Here is an 18,579-nt window from a genome sequence, read left to right as displayed (position 1 = left end):
TGGTAGGCGCTTTTGGGATCATCGCAGGAGCAGTTTACTATGGTCTTTTTGCTGAAGAAGTAAATCCCAGTTCAAAGTCTCTTCCCTCGGTAGAGTGTGTTGAGGGCTCAGTGAGCGTCATGGCTTCAAAGAAGCTAACCCCTTAAGTCAGGTGAATTTGCCTTTGTGAATGTATTGGCTGTTTCAAATTTGTACCTTTCCGAAGCATTGAAGAGCACCGGCTAGCAGCGCTTGCTACAACTTGATTAACACTGCTATCCATTATTAGTCAGTTGTAGTCATTTTTGTGCCCTATTCGCAATGGTAACTCATGACGGTATCACCCATCATTCGCGCCTTCGCCATAGGTCTCGTAGCCTTCTGGCGGCACATTGGTATGAGTAGCATGTCCATAACGATGGCGGCGACATTGATCGAGCCAGAGCCAGTACATCAGGAGTTGTGAGAGCGACCAGTCTTCGTATGGGTGTTGTTCGGTGTGAATGACCCAATACTGAAAGTCGATCTCATCCCGTGCCTCTGCCCAATCTACAAAGGTCCAATACCCCTGCGGCAGATGGATCAGCACGTCCGCGCCGACGCTGTTTTTGTAGACCCGTGCAACAGGATTGTACTTTGGGTGTTCCGGTGCACGGGATTGTAAATACTGCATATAATCGACTTGAGACATAAAAGCAGGATAGCATGAATCATTGCCATCCTGCCTTAGGAGAATAATCCCAGAGCTGATCTACCGCTCGATGTCATGCCCGTTGCCAGGATCACGGTCAGGCGCGGCAATGCGTCTCGTAGGTCCATCATCAAGACCTGTACGAATACGATGCAGCGCCTCCTTTTGCTCGGCTGTCTGGGGCTCGATATCCCAGCCGCGCTGATAATGAATAACCAGCTCATCATCTTTGCGGATTTCTAGTTTCGAGATCGTGCCGCCCTCAATGCCAAAACGGGAGGGTTCGTCATATTGTTTGGCGTCGAAGCTGTAGCCCGGCATATCTACGATGCGACCGCTGATCCATAGATCGTCATCCCGCCCACTACCATCAATGGATAGCCCGGCTTGCTCTTGCGATGGATTATTATCGGGGGCTGGTACTTCAAAATCCGGCACAAACTCAATGGTGAACGCGGGATCGGAATCGTTTTCTACAGATGCCTCGGGCGCTTTTGATGCACGAGTGGTTCTGATGCCCGTGGCACCCCCAGGCGCAAGATTTTGTTGAGAGTGGTAGGCATATCCCGGTTTGAGTTCGGGCTGGGCATTATCTTTATTTCGCAGAGGCGATCCATCAGGATTGGTCATCTCTTGCGATGGCTCCTCTGCGCGCTTGAAGTCGATTTTGTCTTTCTCTGATCTTTGGAAGGGGATTTTTGCGGGTTGTGTGCTTTTGTCGTCAGCCATGGATGATAACTCCTCACAAGCTGGTATCGATTTGATGGGTCATGGAAGGCTCCCCGGCGGCGATGCCGCCGAGGAGACTAGCTGCATGGCTTAAGCCTCAGTCATGGGGGTCTGTTCAGCTTTCGCATGCAGATTGACGCCCTTGGGGCTCAGCTCAGCATCTTCATACCAACGCAGTTTTTCAGCGATGATCGGATCGGCGTTTTCGATCAGGACAAGCTGCAAATCCTCATCCATCCTGCGCAGCTCATCAGGGTAGATCAGCTTGCGCTGTGATGCTGCCCTTGTGTCGGTGTCGGTGATGGACTGACTGGTAGAGCCGCCACTTTGACCGGAAGATGAGCTGACAGCCGAGGCAATCGCGGATGACACGTTCCACACGGTCGTCTGGCCGCAGGCATTGGAGAAGTATTCGGTTGTGCGATTATCAAGCGACCCAAAGTACGCCACGGCTCCACTATTGGCGATGAGGGTCTCATAATCCTCGCCATAGACTTTGCGAAGCTGGCACAAATCTTGGGCAATGCCCCAGATTTGCATGCCAAAGCCCCTCATAAGACCATAGGCCTGCTCCACCATCTTGAGTCGTCCCAAGGCTGGCATCTCGTCAAGAATGAAGAGGGCCGGCTTTGCGGGCTTCACATCAATGTTGCGCGCATTGACCGTGATGGCCTGTTGGACCAGAAGGCGCAGCAAGCGGCTAAACGCCTCCAGCCTGTCTGCTGGCAGGATCAGATAGATGGACACCTGATCGTTTTTGAGATCAGCAAAGTCGAAGTCTGATGCCGAGAGCACATCCCGCACACGCTCGCTATCCAGCATATGGGTCTGGGATTGCAGTGTCGTCATGACATTGCTCAAGAGCTTCGGGTCTTTTTGCAGACACCGCGCGCCCGTACTGGCAATCAGTGCATGCGGCGAGTTGGCCATACGCTCAAATAGAGCAATCTGGTCATCGCCTGTCAGCAACATCAAATCCCGTACAGTGCCGAGATTGCGCTTGCCATTATAGGCCATATCAAATGCCACAAGCAGGATCAGACCTTGCAGGATGGCTTGAGATTCTTCGGCCCAGAAGGGATCGGCCTTCTCAGACTTCTCAATCAACGCATCGGCAAGCAGCATGGCATTCTCAGGGGCATCAGGATCAGCCAGATCACACCAATCAATGGGATTGATCCGCGCAGGTTTGAAGCCCGATTTGGTGGCAGCAATATCCCAGGGATCAATGCCAATGACCCTTTGCCCCATGGCCTCACGGGCTTTGCCGGTAATCATCAAATTCTCACCCTTGGGATCAACCACCAGCACAGAGCCCGTGTAGTTCAGAAGGTTTGAGATGATGGGACCAACACCTTTCCCTGACCCGGTAGGCGCAAGGGTGAACAAATGCCGATTGCCCTTGTAAGACAGGTCATGTTGACGGTCCTCACCATCATAAACCTTACCGAGAATGATCCCATCCCGACCAAACAGGTTTTTGCTTTGAAGATGATCCACACTCGCCAATTTGGCGGAACCAAATGTCGTTGGCACCTCTGCCATGCGGGCCACAACGCGGGCCAACCAGAAGCCCAACCCACAGAAGAAACCGATGATGGCAAGCGTTGATGCAAGCCCCCAGCCCAAGGCTCCATCGGTAAAGACGGCAAAGCCAATGGCAAAAACCGCGATGACGCTTAAGAGCACAAGCCGGAAGGCTTTGGCTTGTGGCGAACAAAACCAGCCAAGCACAAAACCCGATATGACCGCGCCTGCAATGAGCACAAAGCGCGATGCAGCCATCCAGCCATGGTATTCTTCCCATGACCGGTAGTTGACCGTATTGAAGTCGAAGAGGCCCTGAGCTGCTGCGTCTCCCGCAGCAAGTAAAAAGGCCAGTTGAGTGCCCCACAGGGCATAGTGATGAAGTGATCGTGTCATGAGCACATCTCCAGATTTAGAGTTTCAAGTGCTGTTCACATGAAGCAAGACGTGCATCGCCCGCGCGGGTAGAGCGCGGGTGAAAGCGGGTGAATTACCGATCCAACGACGGTCCCTGTAGTCTTCTTATTCCATGCTCCTGAGAGGATGATCGATCCACAGTTGGCCTTCTGATATAGGCTGCGATGGTCTTGGCAAGATGTTGACGGTCTTTTCTGTGCTTCGCCTTGATCGCTTTGGCGCGGTCCTGCAGCTCTTTGCGGTCAGTCATTTGTGCCAGGATCAGGCTATCCCGTTGCTCCTGATCCCGGTGGGCGCAACTCAACGCCTCTCGCTCATTCCGCTTGACGGTTCTGCGATGGGCTCCCGTCAGACGATCAAACAAACCGCGCAGTCCCTTGTTGAGACGATCCATGCGCGCTTTGGTTTCAAGCCTGCGCCGTTGCTCTTGTTTAGTATTCAGTTCTTTCCGCTCTTCGCGTTGGCTCATGACCATGGCAGCGCGTTCATCCACGAATGGCTGCATATCTTGTGCATGCCGATCTTTGATCTGTGTGATGTAATCACGGACCTGATCTGTCTTCTTGGCCCGAAGCATTGATGCGGTGTCAGCAACGCTTGGTAGCTGCGATGTATCGCCGACGCGGTCTTTGATATCCTTGGCCTTTACACCTGCCCAGCGAGACAGGGCATAGACATTGCCTGAGATGTCCAAAGCAACGACACCGCGCCGATCACCCTTGGTAAGGTACAAGCCCTTGTCTGCCAAGGCGCGGGTCAGAGAGTTTCGATCATCTGACCGCTCCCAGGCTTCTCGAAAAAGCTGCTTCATCTCTCTTGGATCAATACCGATCCGTTGGGCTTGCTGCCATTCCTGCAAAGTAAAGTTCAGCGGATCCTTGTCGCCATAGGTTTTCAAGCCCGGTGGCAACTCCCACCCATGATCCAAAAACAGATCCCGCGAGACATCCCGCAGTTTGGCTTTGAAGTGGGGCAGATTGATCGCCGTCATGGTTTCAGCATCAATGCGGGAGAAGACAACATGCGCATGGCGACGGCCTTGTTTTTCGTGGATTGCAATCGCGCGCGGTTGGTCGGTCAGGCCGAGCCTCTCGGCAACACGATCTGCGGCCTCAATAAAGCCTTCATGCGTGACCATCACCTCTTCGGGCGGATTGAGACTGACAGAAAACAGATATTGTGTGCAGCGCGTGGCTTTCGATATCGCATGGGCTTCTGCGAACGCCCCATGTAGATCATCTGCCACAAAGCCGGATATCTCGATCACCTCGACATGATCGTTGTCATGGGCGTTCATCAGATGATCCGCCAAAGCATGCGCACCGGACCGCTGTGAGGCGATCAAGATCACAATTTGATTCCAAGGGCGCGCATCAAGGTCATGCGCATCCATGCGACTTCTGCGACGGCGCGATTGAGACCAGCGGTCAACTCGTCATCCAGCACCAGCGTGCCCTGATTGAGGTGTTTGGCAATCTGGTTCAGATTGCTGGAAGTCCGCGATTGTCCCAGCCGTGCTAAAACCTCAGCAAGCAGCTGTTGCTCCGCAACAGGTGGTTTTTGCCTCTTGCGGTATTTGGGAGCCGCATCGGCAAACACCATAGACTTGATGTATGCCCCCAGAGCCATGCCACCAGCCTGGCACTCAAGCTGCTGACGTTCGGCCTTGCTCAGTCTTAGCGACAGCGGCGCGGCTCTTTTTAGTCTGCTGTTCTTGGTCTGGACATTGCTCATGGCCGCGGCCCCCGCAACTCATTGGCATGAGGCTTCAAGACATCATGCCAACGCTCTAACTCCTCAAACAAGTCATCGGGAACAAGTCGCTCAAATGACTGCTCTTCATCGCCAGCACAGTCCGCAAAATCACCTAAAATATGGTTCGAACTTGCTCCGCTTGGGCGCACCACTAATCAAACTGAGGCAATTTCCGACGGATAAGATTGAATAAAATCAATATTTTAGCTATAAGTTAGTCTTAGGACGTCCCAATACGTCCCACAAGTGTTGGTACCGTTTTGTTGGTATCGGCGACGTGATACCAACAATCGCCCACTCAGGCTTTTCTAGGCTGCATAATCCGGCTGATCCTGGCTCGTTCACCAGGCAACCGAAAACACCATCACAACCCGACGAGAAAGACCCAGTCAGATTGGTGCAATCCTATCTGTCTGGAACATCCCTTGCGGCTATCTTCGATCAGGCCGTCACCTATACCGTCCCGCAGCCGGTGCGTTTTGAACCTCATCATATTGTCGCTGGGAGCGGGCACAGCAAAACCCAGACGCTCCAGTATCTGATTGCCAACGATCTTCAGGTCGTGCCGGCAGGCGAGCAAAGCGTGGTTGTGCTCGACCGCCAAGGTGATCTCATCCGCAACATTGCCGGTTTGAAGGAATTTGCACCGGGCGGACCACTGCACGGCCGGGTGGTCATCATCGACCCGACAGACGTTGAATAGCTTCAGCTCGATCTCACGCATCAGCTTCAATACATCGTCGTTTTACCGCCGTTTCCGCGCCATTCCACGTCCTCCTCCAAAAACCAATGTAGCGGCACAGTTTTGTGAGGTTAGGACAGCTAAGAAATTGCCCCGTCGTCGCCCGCCGCGGTATTGACGTAGGTCAACGTGCACCAACGCAGTCTGCACTACGCTGCAGGAAAACAGAAATAGGAGCTGAATATGCGTTTTTTGCTCGCCCTCGCGGTTTGCCTTGGCCAACCACTGGCGGCCCAGGATACAGAGGAAGGGGAACGGCTGTTTCGCCTGCACTGCGCCGCCTGTCATGGCGCTGAAGCAGAGGGCAAGGGGCCCATGGCCCCTATTCTGCTGATCCAACCGGCAGATCTGACGACGCTGTCCGAACGGCACGAAGGCAGCTTCCCGGTTTACCGGGTCGTCAAGCGGATCGACGGCAGGGATCCATTGGTCAGCCACGGCAGCGACATGCCAGTCTATGGCTGGTTTTTCGAAGGCACTGGCGTCGCCATCGCGACAGAAAGCGGACAGCCAGTGATGACCAGCCAACCGGTCGCCGATCTGGTGGCCTGGCTGAGGACCATCCAGGACTAGCCTCTGAGCCTAAGGTGTATCGCGCGGATCGAGGATGCGCGCGATCACTCCGCTTTTCGTCACCTGACCAACCAGCGCCCCTTCTTTCTCCACACCGACGGGGCCATCGACATTAAGCAGCTTGCGCATGACGGTTTCGACGTCAGTATCCGCCGCGACGCGTTCCGCAGGCGCGTCCCCTGCCGGTTCCATCACGTCGCTCGCAGACAACACACCCAGCGGGTTCATGTGGGCGACGAAGTCCGCGACATAGTCGTTGACCGGATTGGAGAAAATCTCCTGCGGGGTGCCGCATTGCACAATGCGCCCGCCCTCCATGATGGCGATGCGGTCGCCAAGTTTGAACGCCTCGTCCAGATCATGGCTGACGAAGATGATCGTGCGCTTCAGATCACGCTGGAGGTCGATCAACTCGTCCTGCAACCGGTTCCGGATCAGCGGGTCGAGAGCTGAAAACGGCTCGTCCATGAGCAGAATCGGCGCCTCGGTCACAAAGGCCCGGGCCAGCCCGACCCGCTGCTGCATCCCGCCCGACAACTCTCCAACCTTGCGGTCTGCCCAGTCTGACAGGCCGACGAGCTCCAACTGCCGATCGGCTCGCTCCAGACGTTCCGCCTTGGACACATCCGCCAGTTCGAGCCCGAGCCCGACGTTCTCGCGCACCGTGCGCCAGGGCAGAAGACCGAATTGCTGAAACACCATGGACACGCATTCGCGCCGCACCCGACGCAGATCATTGGCGGAGCTGTGGGTCACGTCGCAGGACCAGTCACCGTCATGCACACGGACGGCCCCCCGCACCACCGGATTGAGCCCATTCACCGCACGCAGGAGCGTCGATTTGCCGGACCCGGACAGGCCCATGAGCACCAGGATTTCGCCCGCAGCCACGTCCAGCGAACAATTATGCACGCCCAGCACCTGATTGGTGGCCTGTTGCACCTCGGTCCGGGATTTGCCCGCATCCATCTCCGGCAGTGCCTTCTTGGGGGCTTCCCCGAACACGATAGACACGTTGTCGAATTCAACCGCACTGGTCATTTGCGGTCCACTCGCAGCATCCGGTCGAGCATGATCGCCACAACCACGATGATGAAACCGCTCTCGAACCCGAGCGCGGTATTGACCTGATTGAGCGCGCGCACGACCGGCACGCCAAGACCATCCGCCCCCACCAAAGCCGCGATCACCACCATCGACAGCGACAACATGATCGTCTGGTTCAGCCCCGCCATGATCTGCGGCAACGCAAAGGGCAGCTCGACCTTCCAGAGTTTCTGCATCGGCGTAGCCCCAAAGGCGTCTGCGGCCTCCAGGAGCGGCTTGGGCGTCGTGCTGATCCCCAAATGCGTGAGACGGATGGGGGCCGGCACCACAAAAATCACTGTCGCGATCAGCCCCGGGACCATTCCGATCCCAAAGAACACAATCGCAGGGATGAGATAGACGAAGGTGGGCAGGGTCTGCATCAGGTCCAGCACCGGCCGCATCGCCTGATAGAGCCGCGGGCGATGGGCTGCGGCAATGCCGATGGGCACGCCGATGGCCATACAGACCACACAGGCAGAAAGCACCAGCGTGATGCTCTCCGTCATCTCCTCCCAATAGTCCTGATTGAGGATGAAGAGAAACCCGAGCGCCACAAAAAGGCAGACTTTCCAGCTGCGCTGCAACACCCAGGTCAGCGCCACAAACGCCAGTATGATCACGAAGGGATGCGGTGTCTGAAGCACCCAGAGGATCGCGTCGATCATCCACTCCATCACCACCGCAAGCCCATCAAAAAACCACGCGCCATTGGTCTGGAGCCAATCAAAGAATGCCGCTGCACTCTGGCCAACAGGTATTTTTGTCTCAGTGAGCCAATCCAGCAAAACGGGCACCCTCCTCCGCAGACGGAAAAACCCCGCGCCGGGTCTGGCGCGGGGTGGTGTCGGATGGTCAGAGGCCGAGGGCCGCCTTTACCGCGGCGGCGCCATCTCCGCCATCCAGCGTGGTCACACCATCAAGCCAGGCGACAAAGGCGTCTGGATTTGCGGTCAGCCAGGCCGTGGCGGCTTCGGAGGGCTCGGTGCCATCGTCAAGGATCGCGCCCATGATTTCGTTCTCCATCTCCAGCGTGAACTTGAGATTTGTCAGCAGCTTGCCCACATTCGGGCACTCTTCGACATAGCCCGCCCGGGTGTTGGTGTAGACCGTTGCGCCGCCCAGATCGGGGCCGAAGTAGTCATCGCCTCCGGTGAGATAGCCCATGTCGAAGTTGGCATTCATCGGATGCGGCTCCCAGCCAAGAAAGACAATGGGTTCGTCCTTCTTCGACAGACGCTCGACCTGCGCCAGCATCCCCTGTTCGGAGCTTTCCTTGACCTCGAACTCGCTTAACCCAAAGGCGTCGGCGTCGATCATCGACTGGATCAGGCGGTTGCCATCATTGCCCGGCTCAATGCCATAGATTTGATTGTCGAGCGCATCGGCGTGTTGCGCGATATCGGAAAAGTCTTTGATTCCAAGGTCAAGCGCGGCCTTGTTGACGGCGAGCGTGTATTTCGCGCCCTCCAGATTCTCCCGCACGGTGTCTACTGTGCCTGCCTCACGGTAGGGTGCGATATCGCCCTCCATCGTCGGCATCCAGTTGCCCAGGAACACGTCAACGTCTCCCTGCGCCATGGAGGTATAGGTCACCGGAACAGACAGTACCTTGATATCGGTTTCATAGCCGAGCGCATCCAGAATGACTGTGGTGGCGGCGGTTGTCGCCGTGATATCCGTCCAACCCACGTCGGAGAATGTCACCTCAGAGCAATCTGCCGCTGCAACCCCCGCCATCGAAAGGAACGCCAGCGCGCTGGCCGTTGTTCTAAGTGTCATGTCGCATCTCCCATCTGATTTTTGCTTATACATGCGCAGGTCAGATCGGGCGGTCAAGGCGAAAGACCCCGCGCGACCAAGGCTCGGGGCCGCCACCAGGAGCGCTGCGCACAGATCAGCTTTCGTTCGGCAGGTCCCGGAAAACACCGATGATCTTGGTCACCTTGCCGTTGTGATCCTCACGCGCCAGCCCGAAGGATTCCACCGGCACCGTGTCGCCCTGACGGTTGATCAGACGATGCTTGAAATGGAAGTCGCCTCCCTTCTTGGAGACCTTCTCGACGTGTTTAATCACCATGTCCCGATCATCGGGGTGGTAATACGACAAGCCGCTTTCGAGATCCTTCGGCGCAAACCCTGGATCTTCACCGTGGATCCGGCACACCTCCGATGACCAGTAGATCTGGCCTGTCTCCACCTCCAGCGACCAATACCCGATCTTGGCGAGGTTCTGCAGAAGTTCGAGTTGAACCACTGACTCCTCGGCTGCATCCCGCGCCTCGATGATCTCGGTGATATCCGTGCCGACAGAATAGATGGACCGGCTGTTCAGAGAAGGATCGGCAAAGACGAAATTCTCCGTGCTCATCCAGTACCGCTTGCCGTCTTCCTGGGAGACCAGCGCGCTGACGTCGCTGATCCGGCCCGACTCGCTTTTCATCAGCGCCTCATCGCGCGCCTGATAGTCTTTCGCGGCGTCCTTGCCGATCAGCTTGGCGAAGTTGTGGCCTTCCGCCTTCTGCCGCGTGGTGCCAAGAACATTGGCGGATTTCTCGCTGATCCGCAGGATGGTGCCGTCCGAGGCCCGGTTAAGCATGTAGATCTCTGCATGATCAAGAATCAGATCGAGCTCCTGCGCCAGTCCCGGGAACTCCGACACAACCATGGTCGAGCCCTTCATCTGCCCGCGCATGTCGAAGAAGGGCGAGCATGTCAGCTTGTACCGCGCACCGCTCGAAGTGAATTCCCGCGAGATCGGCTCGCCCAGCTTCAACGTCTCATTGCAGATCGGCGCCAGCGACGGGCAATTCTCCGGCAAGACACATTGGCTGATGTGCGGGTTGGACACAGGCCGCGTGAGCCCGAACATCTCCGCCGCGGCGTTGGTCGCCTGGCTGATCTGCAGCGCCGTGTCCAGCACCATGATGGCCAAGGGCGCGGTTTCCAGCACGGACATCAGCTCACCCGTTCGACCGCTCAATTCCGCTGCCGTCACCTGCAACTCTTCGTTGACGGTGATCAGCTCTTCGTTGGTGGACTGCAGCTCCTCGTTTGAGGTTTCGAGCTCCTCGTTGGTCGCCTGCAGCTCCTCATTGGTTGACTGCAACTCCTCGTTCAGCGATTGCAGCTCTTCGTTCGAGGTCTCCAGCTCCTCGATGGTCTGCTGCAGCGCCTCGCGCGTGGTCGCCACCTCGTCTTCGAGCAGTCGGATGCGGTCGCTTTCGAACGCCTCCCCATCGGCGTTGGGCTTGGTCTCCTTGCCCTTGGAGCGATCGACCTGCACCTCGCTGAAGACCACCAGCGCCGCCCGCTCGTTGATGTCCCGCGCAATGATCGGATAGACGTCCAGCCGGATCTCCGCGTCATCGTCCTCAGCCAGCAGATGCCGCACGCCGGACCGGTGTTCGCCGTTCTTCAGCGCCAGCGTGACGAGGCTGCGCGCTTCTTCCCGGAACGGACGGCGCAAGAGGTCAATGTGCATCTTGAGATTGCTGGACTCGTTCATCTCGATGAACGGGCTCACATTGCCGTAAATCCGCACGATGGAGTATTCGTCGGTGACCAGAACCGAATTCTTGCCAAGCGCCAGCGCCAGCGCCTCGAACATCTGCCGATCCGTCGAATAGCCGGGCGCGGGGCTCGTTGTCGTGGCAGGCACGATCTTGCGTGACTGCGGCACCGTACGGGCATTGGAGAAGGGCGTGTGTTCCGAGCGGCGGATCGAGCGGCGGCGGTAGATATGGGCCGACTGGCTGTCCTGGATGAAGAGCTCGTCCGAGCCCGCCACCGTCTCCGCCGTCCCAAGAAACATCAGCGAACTTTCGGTCAGCGCGTAATGGAATCGCGACATCACCTTGTGCTGCAGCGTATTGCCAAAATAAATCAGCAGGTTGCGGCAGCAGAGCAGGTCCACCTTCTGGAACGGCGGGTCCTGGCAGACGTTGTGATCCGAAAACAGGATGGCCGAGCGCAACGAGTCGATCACCCGGATGCCGTCGTTCTGCTGAATGAAGTACTGATCCGCGAGGTTCTTCGGAATGTCGTTCAGCGCCGCCATCCCATAGATGCCCTTGCGCGCGACCTCGAGCGCCTCCTTGTCGATGTCCGTCGCGAAGATCTGCACATGATCCTTGAGCTGCACCTTCGCGCCGCCCAGCGCCTCACACAGCAGGATCGCGATGGAATAGGCCTCTTCCCCGGTCGCACAGCCCGCAATCCAGACCCGGAAGGGAGCGTTGGTCTTCTTCTTCAGCAGGCCCGGCAACAGCTCCTTGAGCGCTTCGAACTCGCTCTTGTCGCGGAAGAACCGCGTGACCGAGATCAGCAAGTCTTTGAAGAGCGCATCCACCGCATTTGGATTGACCCGGCAGAACTGCGTGTATTCCTCGTGGTTTTCGATGCCCAGCGCGATCATCCGCCGCTCGATGCGCCGGTTGATGGTGGTCTGCTTGTATTCGCGAAAGTCCACCCGCGTGCGCGCCAGCAGGATCTGCAGCAGATCCGACGCCGGGCTTTTCTCGGAGGCTTCCTGGCGAAACGCGTCGAAGTCCCGCGGCGAGGTCAGGATCTTCTGCAGATGCGTGCCGATCTCGAAGGGGCGCAAAACCAGATCGACACAGCCCGTCTGCATCGCCGCCATCGGCATCCCGTCGTACTTCGCGCTCTCGGTGTCCTGCGCGATGGTGATGCCGCCGGCCTCGCGAATCGCCTGCACGCCATAGGCGCCGTCGGTCCCGGTGCCCGACAGGATGATCGCCATGGATTTCTCTCCATGCCCGTCCGCAAGGCTCAAAAGGAACCGATCCACGGACGGCTTGGGCGAGGCCACCTCGTGGCTCGGATCCACCAGATTGAGCTTGCCGTCCTCATAGACGACATCTGTCTTCGGCGGTGTGACGTAAATGACGTTCGGCTCCGGAACCGATCCATGGATCACATCACGGACGACCAGGCTGGTCTGGCGCGCCACCAGCTCGGTCATCAGGCTCTTGTGATGCGGCGACATGTGCTGCACGACCACATAGGCCACCTGCAGATCCGTGGGCAGCGTCGCAACCAACTCGCGGATCGCCTCAAGCCCTCCGGCTGACGACCCGATTCCGATAATGGTTAACTCTTCTGTGTCTGCACCGTCCAAAACCGCACTCCCACCTGCGATGGTCACCCATATCGCCGTCGCGCGGTCTGGGTGAGCAGTGCGCAAGAGCAACCCTTGGTTGCAATCTATGAACGATGGTGCCATAGATTCAACCGAAAGATATCGATGTGCCTATTATTTCTCTATCCGATGCGCAACGGGCACCGTACGGTGCGTTTACACTTGGCTACGCTTTTTGCGGCACCCTTTGGCCATTGATTGCTATTCGTGGATAGATGACATGACAGAACATACAAACGTCGTGCCTTTGCCATCCGATTTGTCCGACCGCGTCCTGACCTTCAACCTCATGGTCAAGGACGACAAGACCATTTTGTTCCGCTCGTCCGAGATGCTGGGGCGCGGGTTTCGCAATCGTGTCTCATTTCAAGGATCCGACGATATCGACGATGTGCTGGAGCCGCGGCTCGCACATGCGTTGCGCAAATGCCTTGCCTCCGTTCCGGACGGCACGCAGGTTCTGTCGCTGCCCGAGTTCCTCGTGGAACTGCCGGGGCTGGTGCTCTGCGGCGCACATATCCTGATCATGGAAGTCAAGGATGGGGTCCGCAACGCCATCTTCCGGTTCAAGGAATTCATGGGCACGCTGAACAACGCCTTTCTGTCCAACATCGGCCTGCAAGAGCCCTACGCCAACCATGCCGAACGTCTGGCCACCAACGTGCTGGCCGACATCTGCCTGCCGCTGCTGAACATGTGCCACGATCTGGAATATGCGCAGGTTGACGCGAAACAGCGTCTGCCCCGCGGCTTTTCCGAGCGGGCGCGCGAATTCGAGTTCCAGACCGAACTGCTCAAGCGGTTCATCTTCAACGCCGGCATCGGGCACGCGCAGCCCACAGAAATGCACCTCACCAGCACGGACCCGGCGAACCCCCTTCGGCTGCCGGAGAGCTGAGCACGCGCAGCCGCACGGGCGCGGCCTCGTCCGGCACCGCGCGGGGCTGCGCCGCTCCCTTCATTAAGTTTAAATCCAAACGCCCTACTCTGGTCATGTTGGCGCCGCGTCATCGGCAGGAACGCCTCGCAGGCTGCTGACAGGTGCGGCACCCGTCGTGCTTTGTAATCAGGATAGGTGTTATGACCAAAGAACAGCCAAAGCCGGCGCCCAAGCCCCAGGAACAGGGCCAGAAGGAGGCCTCGCCCCCACCGCCCCCGCCGATCACGGACTACGCCAGCATCTAGTGCCGTTTGCGGAGTGACACAGGCGGGCGGGACGGCATAATCTTGCCCCATGTCCAACCCGGTGTCCTCAATCCGCAATCTCGGCCCCGCTTATGAGGCGGCCTGTAACCGCGCGGGCATCACTTCCGCCGAGGAGTTGCGCAAGATCGGCGCCGATGCAGCCTATGCGCGGATGCTGCAATCCGGGATGAAGCCGCATTTCATCGGCTACTATGTGCTCGTCATGGCGCTGCAGAACCGGCCCTGGAACGACTGCAAGGGCGCCGAGAAGACGGCCCTTCGCAAACGATTCGATGCGATCAAATCCTCGTCCTTCGACGCCGACCGCGATGCCTTCGAACAGATGATGGATCAGATCGGCGTGCGCGCACCGTCCTGATGCAAAAAGGGCCCCTGCGCACAGAGGCCCCTTTCCAGACGATAGCCGGTTGGCATCAGCCGACCAATTCAAGCCCCGAGAAGAAATAGGCGATCTCGATCGCCGCCGTCTCGGGCGCATCAGACCCATGCACGGAATTCTCGCCCACGCTTTCGGCGAATTCAGCGCGGATCGTGCCCGGGGCTGCATCCGCAGGATTGGTTGCGCCCATCACTTCGCGGTTCTTGGCAATGGCGCCTTCCCCTTCCAGCACCTGCACAACCACCGGCGCGGAGGCCATGAAGTCGCACAGTTCATCATAGAACGGCCGCTCCGCATGCACGGCATAGAACACACCGGCCTGCGCCTTGGTCATGTGGATGCGCTTCTGCGCCACGATCCGCAGACCCGCCTCTTCGAATTTGGCATTGATCTTGCCGGTCAGGTTGCGCCGCGTGGCATCGGGTTTGATGATCGAGAAAGTCCGCTCGAGGGCCATGGAAGTCTCCGCTTGTCGTTTCGCGCCGGGCCGCAGCCCCTGACGCCTTGAATTTCGCGGCCCACCTATCACGCGCAATCGGGCATGAAAAGCGGCGATTGACGCAAGGCCGGGGATGCGGCACACCCCGCCCATGCTACGGATTTCCAACATCAGCTACGCGGTCGAAGGGCGCCCTCTGTTTGAGGAGACGAGCGCCGTGATTCCCGATGGCCACAAGGTCGGCCTGGTGGGGCGCAACGGCGCCGGCAAGACCACGCTCTTCCGGATCATTCGCGGCGAGTTGACCCTCGATGGTGGCGCGTTTTCCCTGCCGAGCCGCGCCCGGATCGGTGGCGTGGCGCAGGAGGTGCCGTCCTCGGCGACCTCCCTGCTCGACACGGTGCTGGAAGCCGACACCGAGCGCGCCGCCCTGCTGGCCGAAGCCGAAACCGCGACGGACCCCACCCGCATCGCCGAGGTGCAGACCCGGCTCGCAGACATCGACGCCTGGTCCGCAGAGGCCCGCGCGGCCAGCATCCTGAAAGGTCTCGGCTTCGACGACGCCGACCAGCAGAAGCCCTGTTCCGACTTTTCGGGCGGATGGCGGATGCGCGTGGCGCTTGCCGCCGTCCTTTTTGCCCAGCCGGACCTGCTGCTGCTTGACGAACCCACCAACTATCTCGACCTCGAAGGCGCGCTCTGGCTCGAGGCCTATCTCGCCAAATATCCCCATACCGTGATCATCATCAGCCACGACCGGGGGCTCTTGAACCGGGCCGTCGGCGCGATCCTGCATCTGGAGGATCGCAAGCTCACCCTCTACCAGGGCCCCTACGATCAGTTCGCCCGCCAGCGCGCCGAACAGCGTGCGGTGCAGGCCGCCATGGCCAAGAAACAGCAGGCCCGGCGGGCGCATATGCAGGCCTTCGTCGACCGCTTCCGCTACAAGGCCTCCAAGGCGAAACAGGCGCAGTCCCGGCTCAAGATGATGGAAAAGATGGACATGATCGCCAGCCCCGAGCAGGCGGCCAAGCGCGTCTTTAGCTTCCCCGAACCCGAAGAGCTGTCGCCCCCGATCATCTCGCTGGAAGGCGGCGCCGTAGGGTACGCCGACACGCCCGTGCTGAGCCGGCTGAACCTGCGCATCGACCAGGACGACCGCATCGCGCTGCTCGGCAAGAACGGCCAGGGCAAATCCACCCTGTCCAAGCTGCTCTCGGGCCGCCTCGCGCTGATGGCCGGCAAATCGGTGCAGTCCCGCAAGCTGCGCATCGGCTTCTTCGCCCAGCATCAGGTGGAGGAGCTGCATGTCGATGAAACCCCGCTGCAGCACATGATCTCCGCCCGTCCCGGCGTCATGCCGTCGAAACTGCGCGCGCAGCTGGCCGGCTTCGGGCTTGGTCCGGAACAGGCCGAAACCGAAGTGGGCCGCCTCTCGGGTGGTCAGAAGGCCCGGCTCTCACTGCTGCTCGCCACCCTCCACGCCCCGCACCTGCTCATCCTCGACGAGCCCACCAACCACCTCGACATCGAAAGCCGCGAGGCGCTGGTCGAGGCGCTCACCGCCTATTCCGGCGCCGTGATCCTCGTCAGCCACGACATGCACCTGCTCTCCATGGTGGCCGACCGGCTCTGGCTGGTGTCGAACGGCACCGTGACGCCCTATGACGACGACCTCGAAGCCTACCGCAAGATGCTGCTGAGCGCCGACAAGCCTGCCAACAAGCCGGCCAAGACACCCGCCGCGCCCAAGCCGAAACGCGCCAGCCGCGACGAACTCCTCGCCCTGAGGTCCGAAACGCGCAAGTCCGAAGCCCGCGTGGAAAAACTCAACGAAATGCGCGACAAGCTGGCCAAAAAGTTGGCCGACCCCGCGCTCTACGAAGACACCAAGGCGGGCGAGCTGGAGGTCTGGAACCGCAAATACGCCGAAGTGATGGAGGCGCTGGAGCGCGCCGAGACCTTGTGGATGAGCGCGCTGGAAAAACTGGAGAAGGCCGAGGCCGCATGACCAATATGTCGTCCGGGCGCGCATCTGCGGAGGGTTGGGGCGCCGCCCCGATCTGCTGCTGATCATGGACACGGCCTTCTTCATCACCGCCTTCGTGACCATGTTCGTGGTGATCGACCCCATCGGCCTCGCGCCGCTCTTCGTCGCACTCACACAAGGCATGACCGACGCCGCCCGGCGGCGCATCGCCCTGCGCGCAACGGCAGTGGGCATCGTCATCCTGCTGGCCTTCGCGGCCTTTGGCGAAGCTCTGCTGGCCTTCATCGGCATCTCCATGCCCGCCTTCCGGGTGGCGGGCGGCATTCTGCTTTTCCTCACGGCCCTGGATATGCTCTTCGAACGGCGCACCAAACGCCGCGAGGACAAGCAGGAGGAAGACCACGATGACCCCTCCGTCTTCCCGCTCGCGATCCCGCTGATCGCGGGGCCAGGTGCCATCGCCTCGGTGATCCTGCTGATGGGCCAGCGCCCGGGGCTGGAGGGCACCCTGCACGTACTCGGCGCCACAGGGGTCGTGATGCTGATCGTGCTGGCCTTCTTCCTCGCCAGCGGGCTGATCGAACGCGCGCTCGGCAAAACCGGCGTGACCGTGGTGACCCGCCTGCTCGGCATGCTGCTCGCCGCCCTGTCGGTGCAATTCGTCCTCGACGGGCTCAGCGCCTTCGGCTTCGGCCCCGGCCCGGGGTGATTTCGGCCCGCGCCTGCTTATATTGACTGTAGGAATCGCAGGAGCGCACCATGGATGGTTACGACACCGGCCGGCTGATCTACCTCATCATTCTGGGGCTGATGGTCTGTACCTGGTTCTTTGCCCAGAACCGTCTCTCCACGAACAAGCTGCTGCAACAGGTCGCCATCTGGGGCCTGATCTTTCTCGGTGTGATTGCGGCCTATGGTCTCTGGGACGACATCCGACAGACCGTGCAGCCGCAGCAGGCCGTCTTCGCCGATCAGGGCAAGATCGTCGTGCCGCGCAGCCCAGACGGGCACTATTACATCCGCACGGAGGTGAACGGCGCACCTGTCGATTTCGTGCTCGACACCGGCGCCACCATGCTGGTGCTGACCCGTGAAGACGCCGCCGCCGCCGGGCTCGACCCGGATGCGCTGGACTACACGGGCCGCGCCATGACCGCCAATGGCGAGGTGCGCACCGCCCCCGTCCGGCTCGACAGGCTGACCCTGGGCCCCGCCACCGACACCAACATCCCCGCGGTTGTGAACAGCGGAGAGATGTCGCAAAGCCTTCTCGGCATGACCTACCTGCAGCGCTGGGGCAAGATCGAGATTTCAGGCGGGGAACTGACACTCACGCGCTAAGTCTGGTTGCCTGCGGCGCGACCGTCAAAGGCCATCCGGGCGTCTCACTCCTGCGTCAAACCGCCCGGCCTCCGGCAGGTTCGGTGGGCTTCAGGCCACCGCCCCGCCGGTTTCCGCCTTCATCTCCCAGCGCCCGCTCTCCTCCGACCAGTATTGCGCCGCAGCCCCCGCGTCCTTGAGCCTGCGCCACTGCGCCCGCGCCGTCTCCAAAGCCGCCGCATCATTGCCGTCGAACAGCACGCAGACCCGCTGCATCCGCGCCACCTCATCCGCGTCGACCGCCGCACCATCCACCGTCATCAGGCAGGCCGCACCATTCGGTACCTCCTGCCCCGTGGTCAGCAGAATGGGCTGCAGCGCGTCATGCGGCCCGCCCGCCAGCCCATGCGGCAGAAACCCTTCTTCCGCACCCAGCCAGAGCTTTTCGTCGAGCCAGCCCAGACGCGCGAGATCAGTGCCTCGCACAACGACCCGCAGGCCCGCGCCCCGCGCCTTTCCCAGCAGCATCGCCAGCGTCTGCTCCATCGGCCGCCGGGTCAGATGGTAAAAGAGCGCCGCGCCCAC

The 18,579-nt window shown here is 59.6% G+C and carries 18 protein-coding genes; 7 read left to right on the top strand and 11 right to left on the bottom strand.

Going from position 1 to position 18,579, the window contains the following annotated elements; genetic code table 11:
- Positions 1–319 precede the first annotated feature (319 nt).
- The 5 genes from Q1A71_RS02340 to Q1A71_RS02320 form a co-directional block, all read right to left on the bottom strand.
- Entirely contained in the window at positions 320–652 is a 333-nt protein-coding gene (locus tag Q1A71_RS02340; RefSeq protein ID WP_299671312.1) for a hypothetical protein, read from the bottom strand.
- A gap of 78 nt (positions 653–730) precedes the next feature.
- Positions 731–1,399, bottom strand: coding sequence for a hypothetical protein (locus Q1A71_RS02335; RefSeq protein ID WP_299671310.1), 669 nt, complete (start codon positions 1,397–1,399; stop codon positions 731–733).
- Between the two features lie 90 nt (positions 1,400–1,489).
- Complete coding sequence (locus Q1A71_RS02330; RefSeq protein WP_299671308.1) at positions 1,490–3,322, bottom strand: type IV secretory system conjugative DNA transfer family protein; 1,833 nt, start codon at positions 3,320–3,322, stop codon at positions 1,490–1,492.
- A 94-nt stretch (positions 3,323–3,416) separates the two neighbouring features.
- Positions 3,417–4,736, bottom strand: coding sequence for a relaxase/mobilization nuclease domain-containing protein (locus Q1A71_RS02325; protein WP_299671306.1), 1,320 nt, complete (start codon positions 4,734–4,736; stop codon positions 3,417–3,419).
- Positions 4,691–5,077, bottom strand: a complete 387-nt coding sequence (locus Q1A71_RS02320) for a hypothetical protein (protein ID WP_299671304.1) — start codon at positions 5,075–5,077, stop codon at positions 4,691–4,693. The genes Q1A71_RS02325 and Q1A71_RS02320 overlap by 46 nt, the downstream gene beginning before the upstream one ends.
- Before the next feature lie 415 nt (positions 5,078–5,492).
- Between Q1A71_RS02320 and Q1A71_RS02315 the strand changes: the two genes are divergently transcribed.
- Both Q1A71_RS02315 and Q1A71_RS02310 read left to right on the top strand, forming a co-directional pair.
- A complete protein-coding gene (locus Q1A71_RS02315; protein WP_299671302.1) occupies positions 5,493–5,801 on the top strand; it encodes a hypothetical protein in 309 nt (102 codons plus the stop codon).
- Between the two features lie 222 nt (positions 5,802–6,023).
- Positions 6,024–6,413, top strand: a complete 390-nt coding sequence (locus tag Q1A71_RS02310; protein WP_299671299.1) for a cytochrome c — start codon at positions 6,024–6,026, stop codon at positions 6,411–6,413.
- Positions 6,414–6,422: 9 nt separating this feature from the next.
- Here the strand turns inward: Q1A71_RS02310 and choV are convergent, their stop codons facing one another.
- The 4 genes from choV to Q1A71_RS02290 form a co-directional block, all read right to left on the bottom strand.
- Positions 6,423–7,454: a choline ABC transporter ATP-binding protein gene (gene choV / locus Q1A71_RS02305; RefSeq protein ID WP_299671297.1), complete on the bottom strand. Its 1,032-nt coding sequence runs from the start codon at positions 7,452–7,454 to the stop codon at positions 6,423–6,425.
- Complete coding sequence (choW, locus tag Q1A71_RS02300) at positions 7,451–8,284, bottom strand: choline ABC transporter permease subunit (RefSeq protein WP_299671955.1); 834 nt, start codon at positions 8,282–8,284, stop codon at positions 7,451–7,453. Before choW ends, choV begins: the two co-directional genes overlap by 4 nt.
- 70 nt (positions 8,285–8,354) lie before the next feature.
- Positions 8,355–9,281, bottom strand: a complete 927-nt coding sequence (locus Q1A71_RS02295; RefSeq protein WP_299671295.1) for a choline ABC transporter substrate-binding protein — start codon at positions 9,279–9,281, stop codon at positions 8,355–8,357.
- Positions 9,282–9,396: 115 nt separating this feature from the next.
- Positions 9,397–12,639: a chemotaxis protein CheB gene (locus tag Q1A71_RS02290; protein ID WP_299671293.1), complete on the bottom strand. Its 3,243-nt coding sequence runs from the start codon at positions 12,637–12,639 to the stop codon at positions 9,397–9,399.
- Between the two features lie 241 nt (positions 12,640–12,880).
- Between Q1A71_RS02290 and Q1A71_RS02285 the strand changes: the two genes are divergently transcribed.
- On the top strand, positions 12,881–13,558 hold the full coding sequence (locus Q1A71_RS02285; protein ID WP_299671291.1) for a hypothetical protein: 678 nt from the start codon (positions 12,881–12,883) through the stop codon (positions 13,556–13,558).
- 336 nt (positions 13,559–13,894) lie between these two features.
- A complete protein-coding gene (locus Q1A71_RS02280) occupies positions 13,895–14,224 on the top strand; it encodes a TfoX/Sxy family protein (protein WP_299671289.1) in 330 nt (109 codons plus the stop codon).
- A gap of 55 nt (positions 14,225–14,279) precedes the next feature.
- Here Q1A71_RS02280 and ndk read toward each other — a convergent pair whose 3' ends face one another.
- Complete coding sequence (gene ndk, locus Q1A71_RS02275) at positions 14,280–14,702, bottom strand: nucleoside-diphosphate kinase (protein WP_299671286.1); 423 nt, start codon at positions 14,700–14,702, stop codon at positions 14,280–14,282.
- A gap of 133 nt (positions 14,703–14,835) precedes the next feature.
- On the opposite strand from ndk, the gene Q1A71_RS02270 reads away from it, so the two are divergent.
- From Q1A71_RS02270 to Q1A71_RS02260, 3 genes are all read left to right on the top strand, one after another.
- A complete protein-coding gene (locus Q1A71_RS02270; protein WP_299671283.1) occupies positions 14,836–16,695 on the top strand; it encodes an ABC-F family ATP-binding cassette domain-containing protein in 1,860 nt (619 codons plus the stop codon).
- A gap of 64 nt (positions 16,696–16,759) precedes the next feature.
- A complete protein-coding gene (locus tag Q1A71_RS02265; protein ID WP_299671953.1) occupies positions 16,760–17,383 on the top strand; it encodes a MarC family protein in 624 nt (207 codons plus the stop codon).
- A 50-nt stretch (positions 17,384–17,433) separates the two neighbouring features.
- The gene (locus Q1A71_RS02260) at positions 17,434–18,015 is read left to right on the top strand and encodes a TIGR02281 family clan AA aspartic protease (RefSeq protein WP_299671281.1); all 582 of its coding nucleotides are present in this window, start codon (positions 17,434–17,436) and stop codon (positions 18,013–18,015) included.
- 90 nt (positions 18,016–18,105) lie between these two features.
- Here the strand turns inward: Q1A71_RS02260 and Q1A71_RS02255 are convergent, their stop codons facing one another.
- Complete coding sequence (locus tag Q1A71_RS02255; RefSeq protein WP_299671951.1) at positions 18,106–18,579, bottom strand: DNA polymerase III subunit chi; 474 nt, start codon at positions 18,577–18,579, stop codon at positions 18,106–18,108.

Source organism: uncultured Roseobacter sp., assembly GCF_947493125.1.
Classification (GTDB): domain Bacteria; phylum Pseudomonadota; class Alphaproteobacteria; order Rhodobacterales; family Rhodobacteraceae; genus Roseobacter.
Note: the sequence above shows the minus strand (reverse complement) of the source record. Positions and strands in the feature narration are given on the sequence as shown.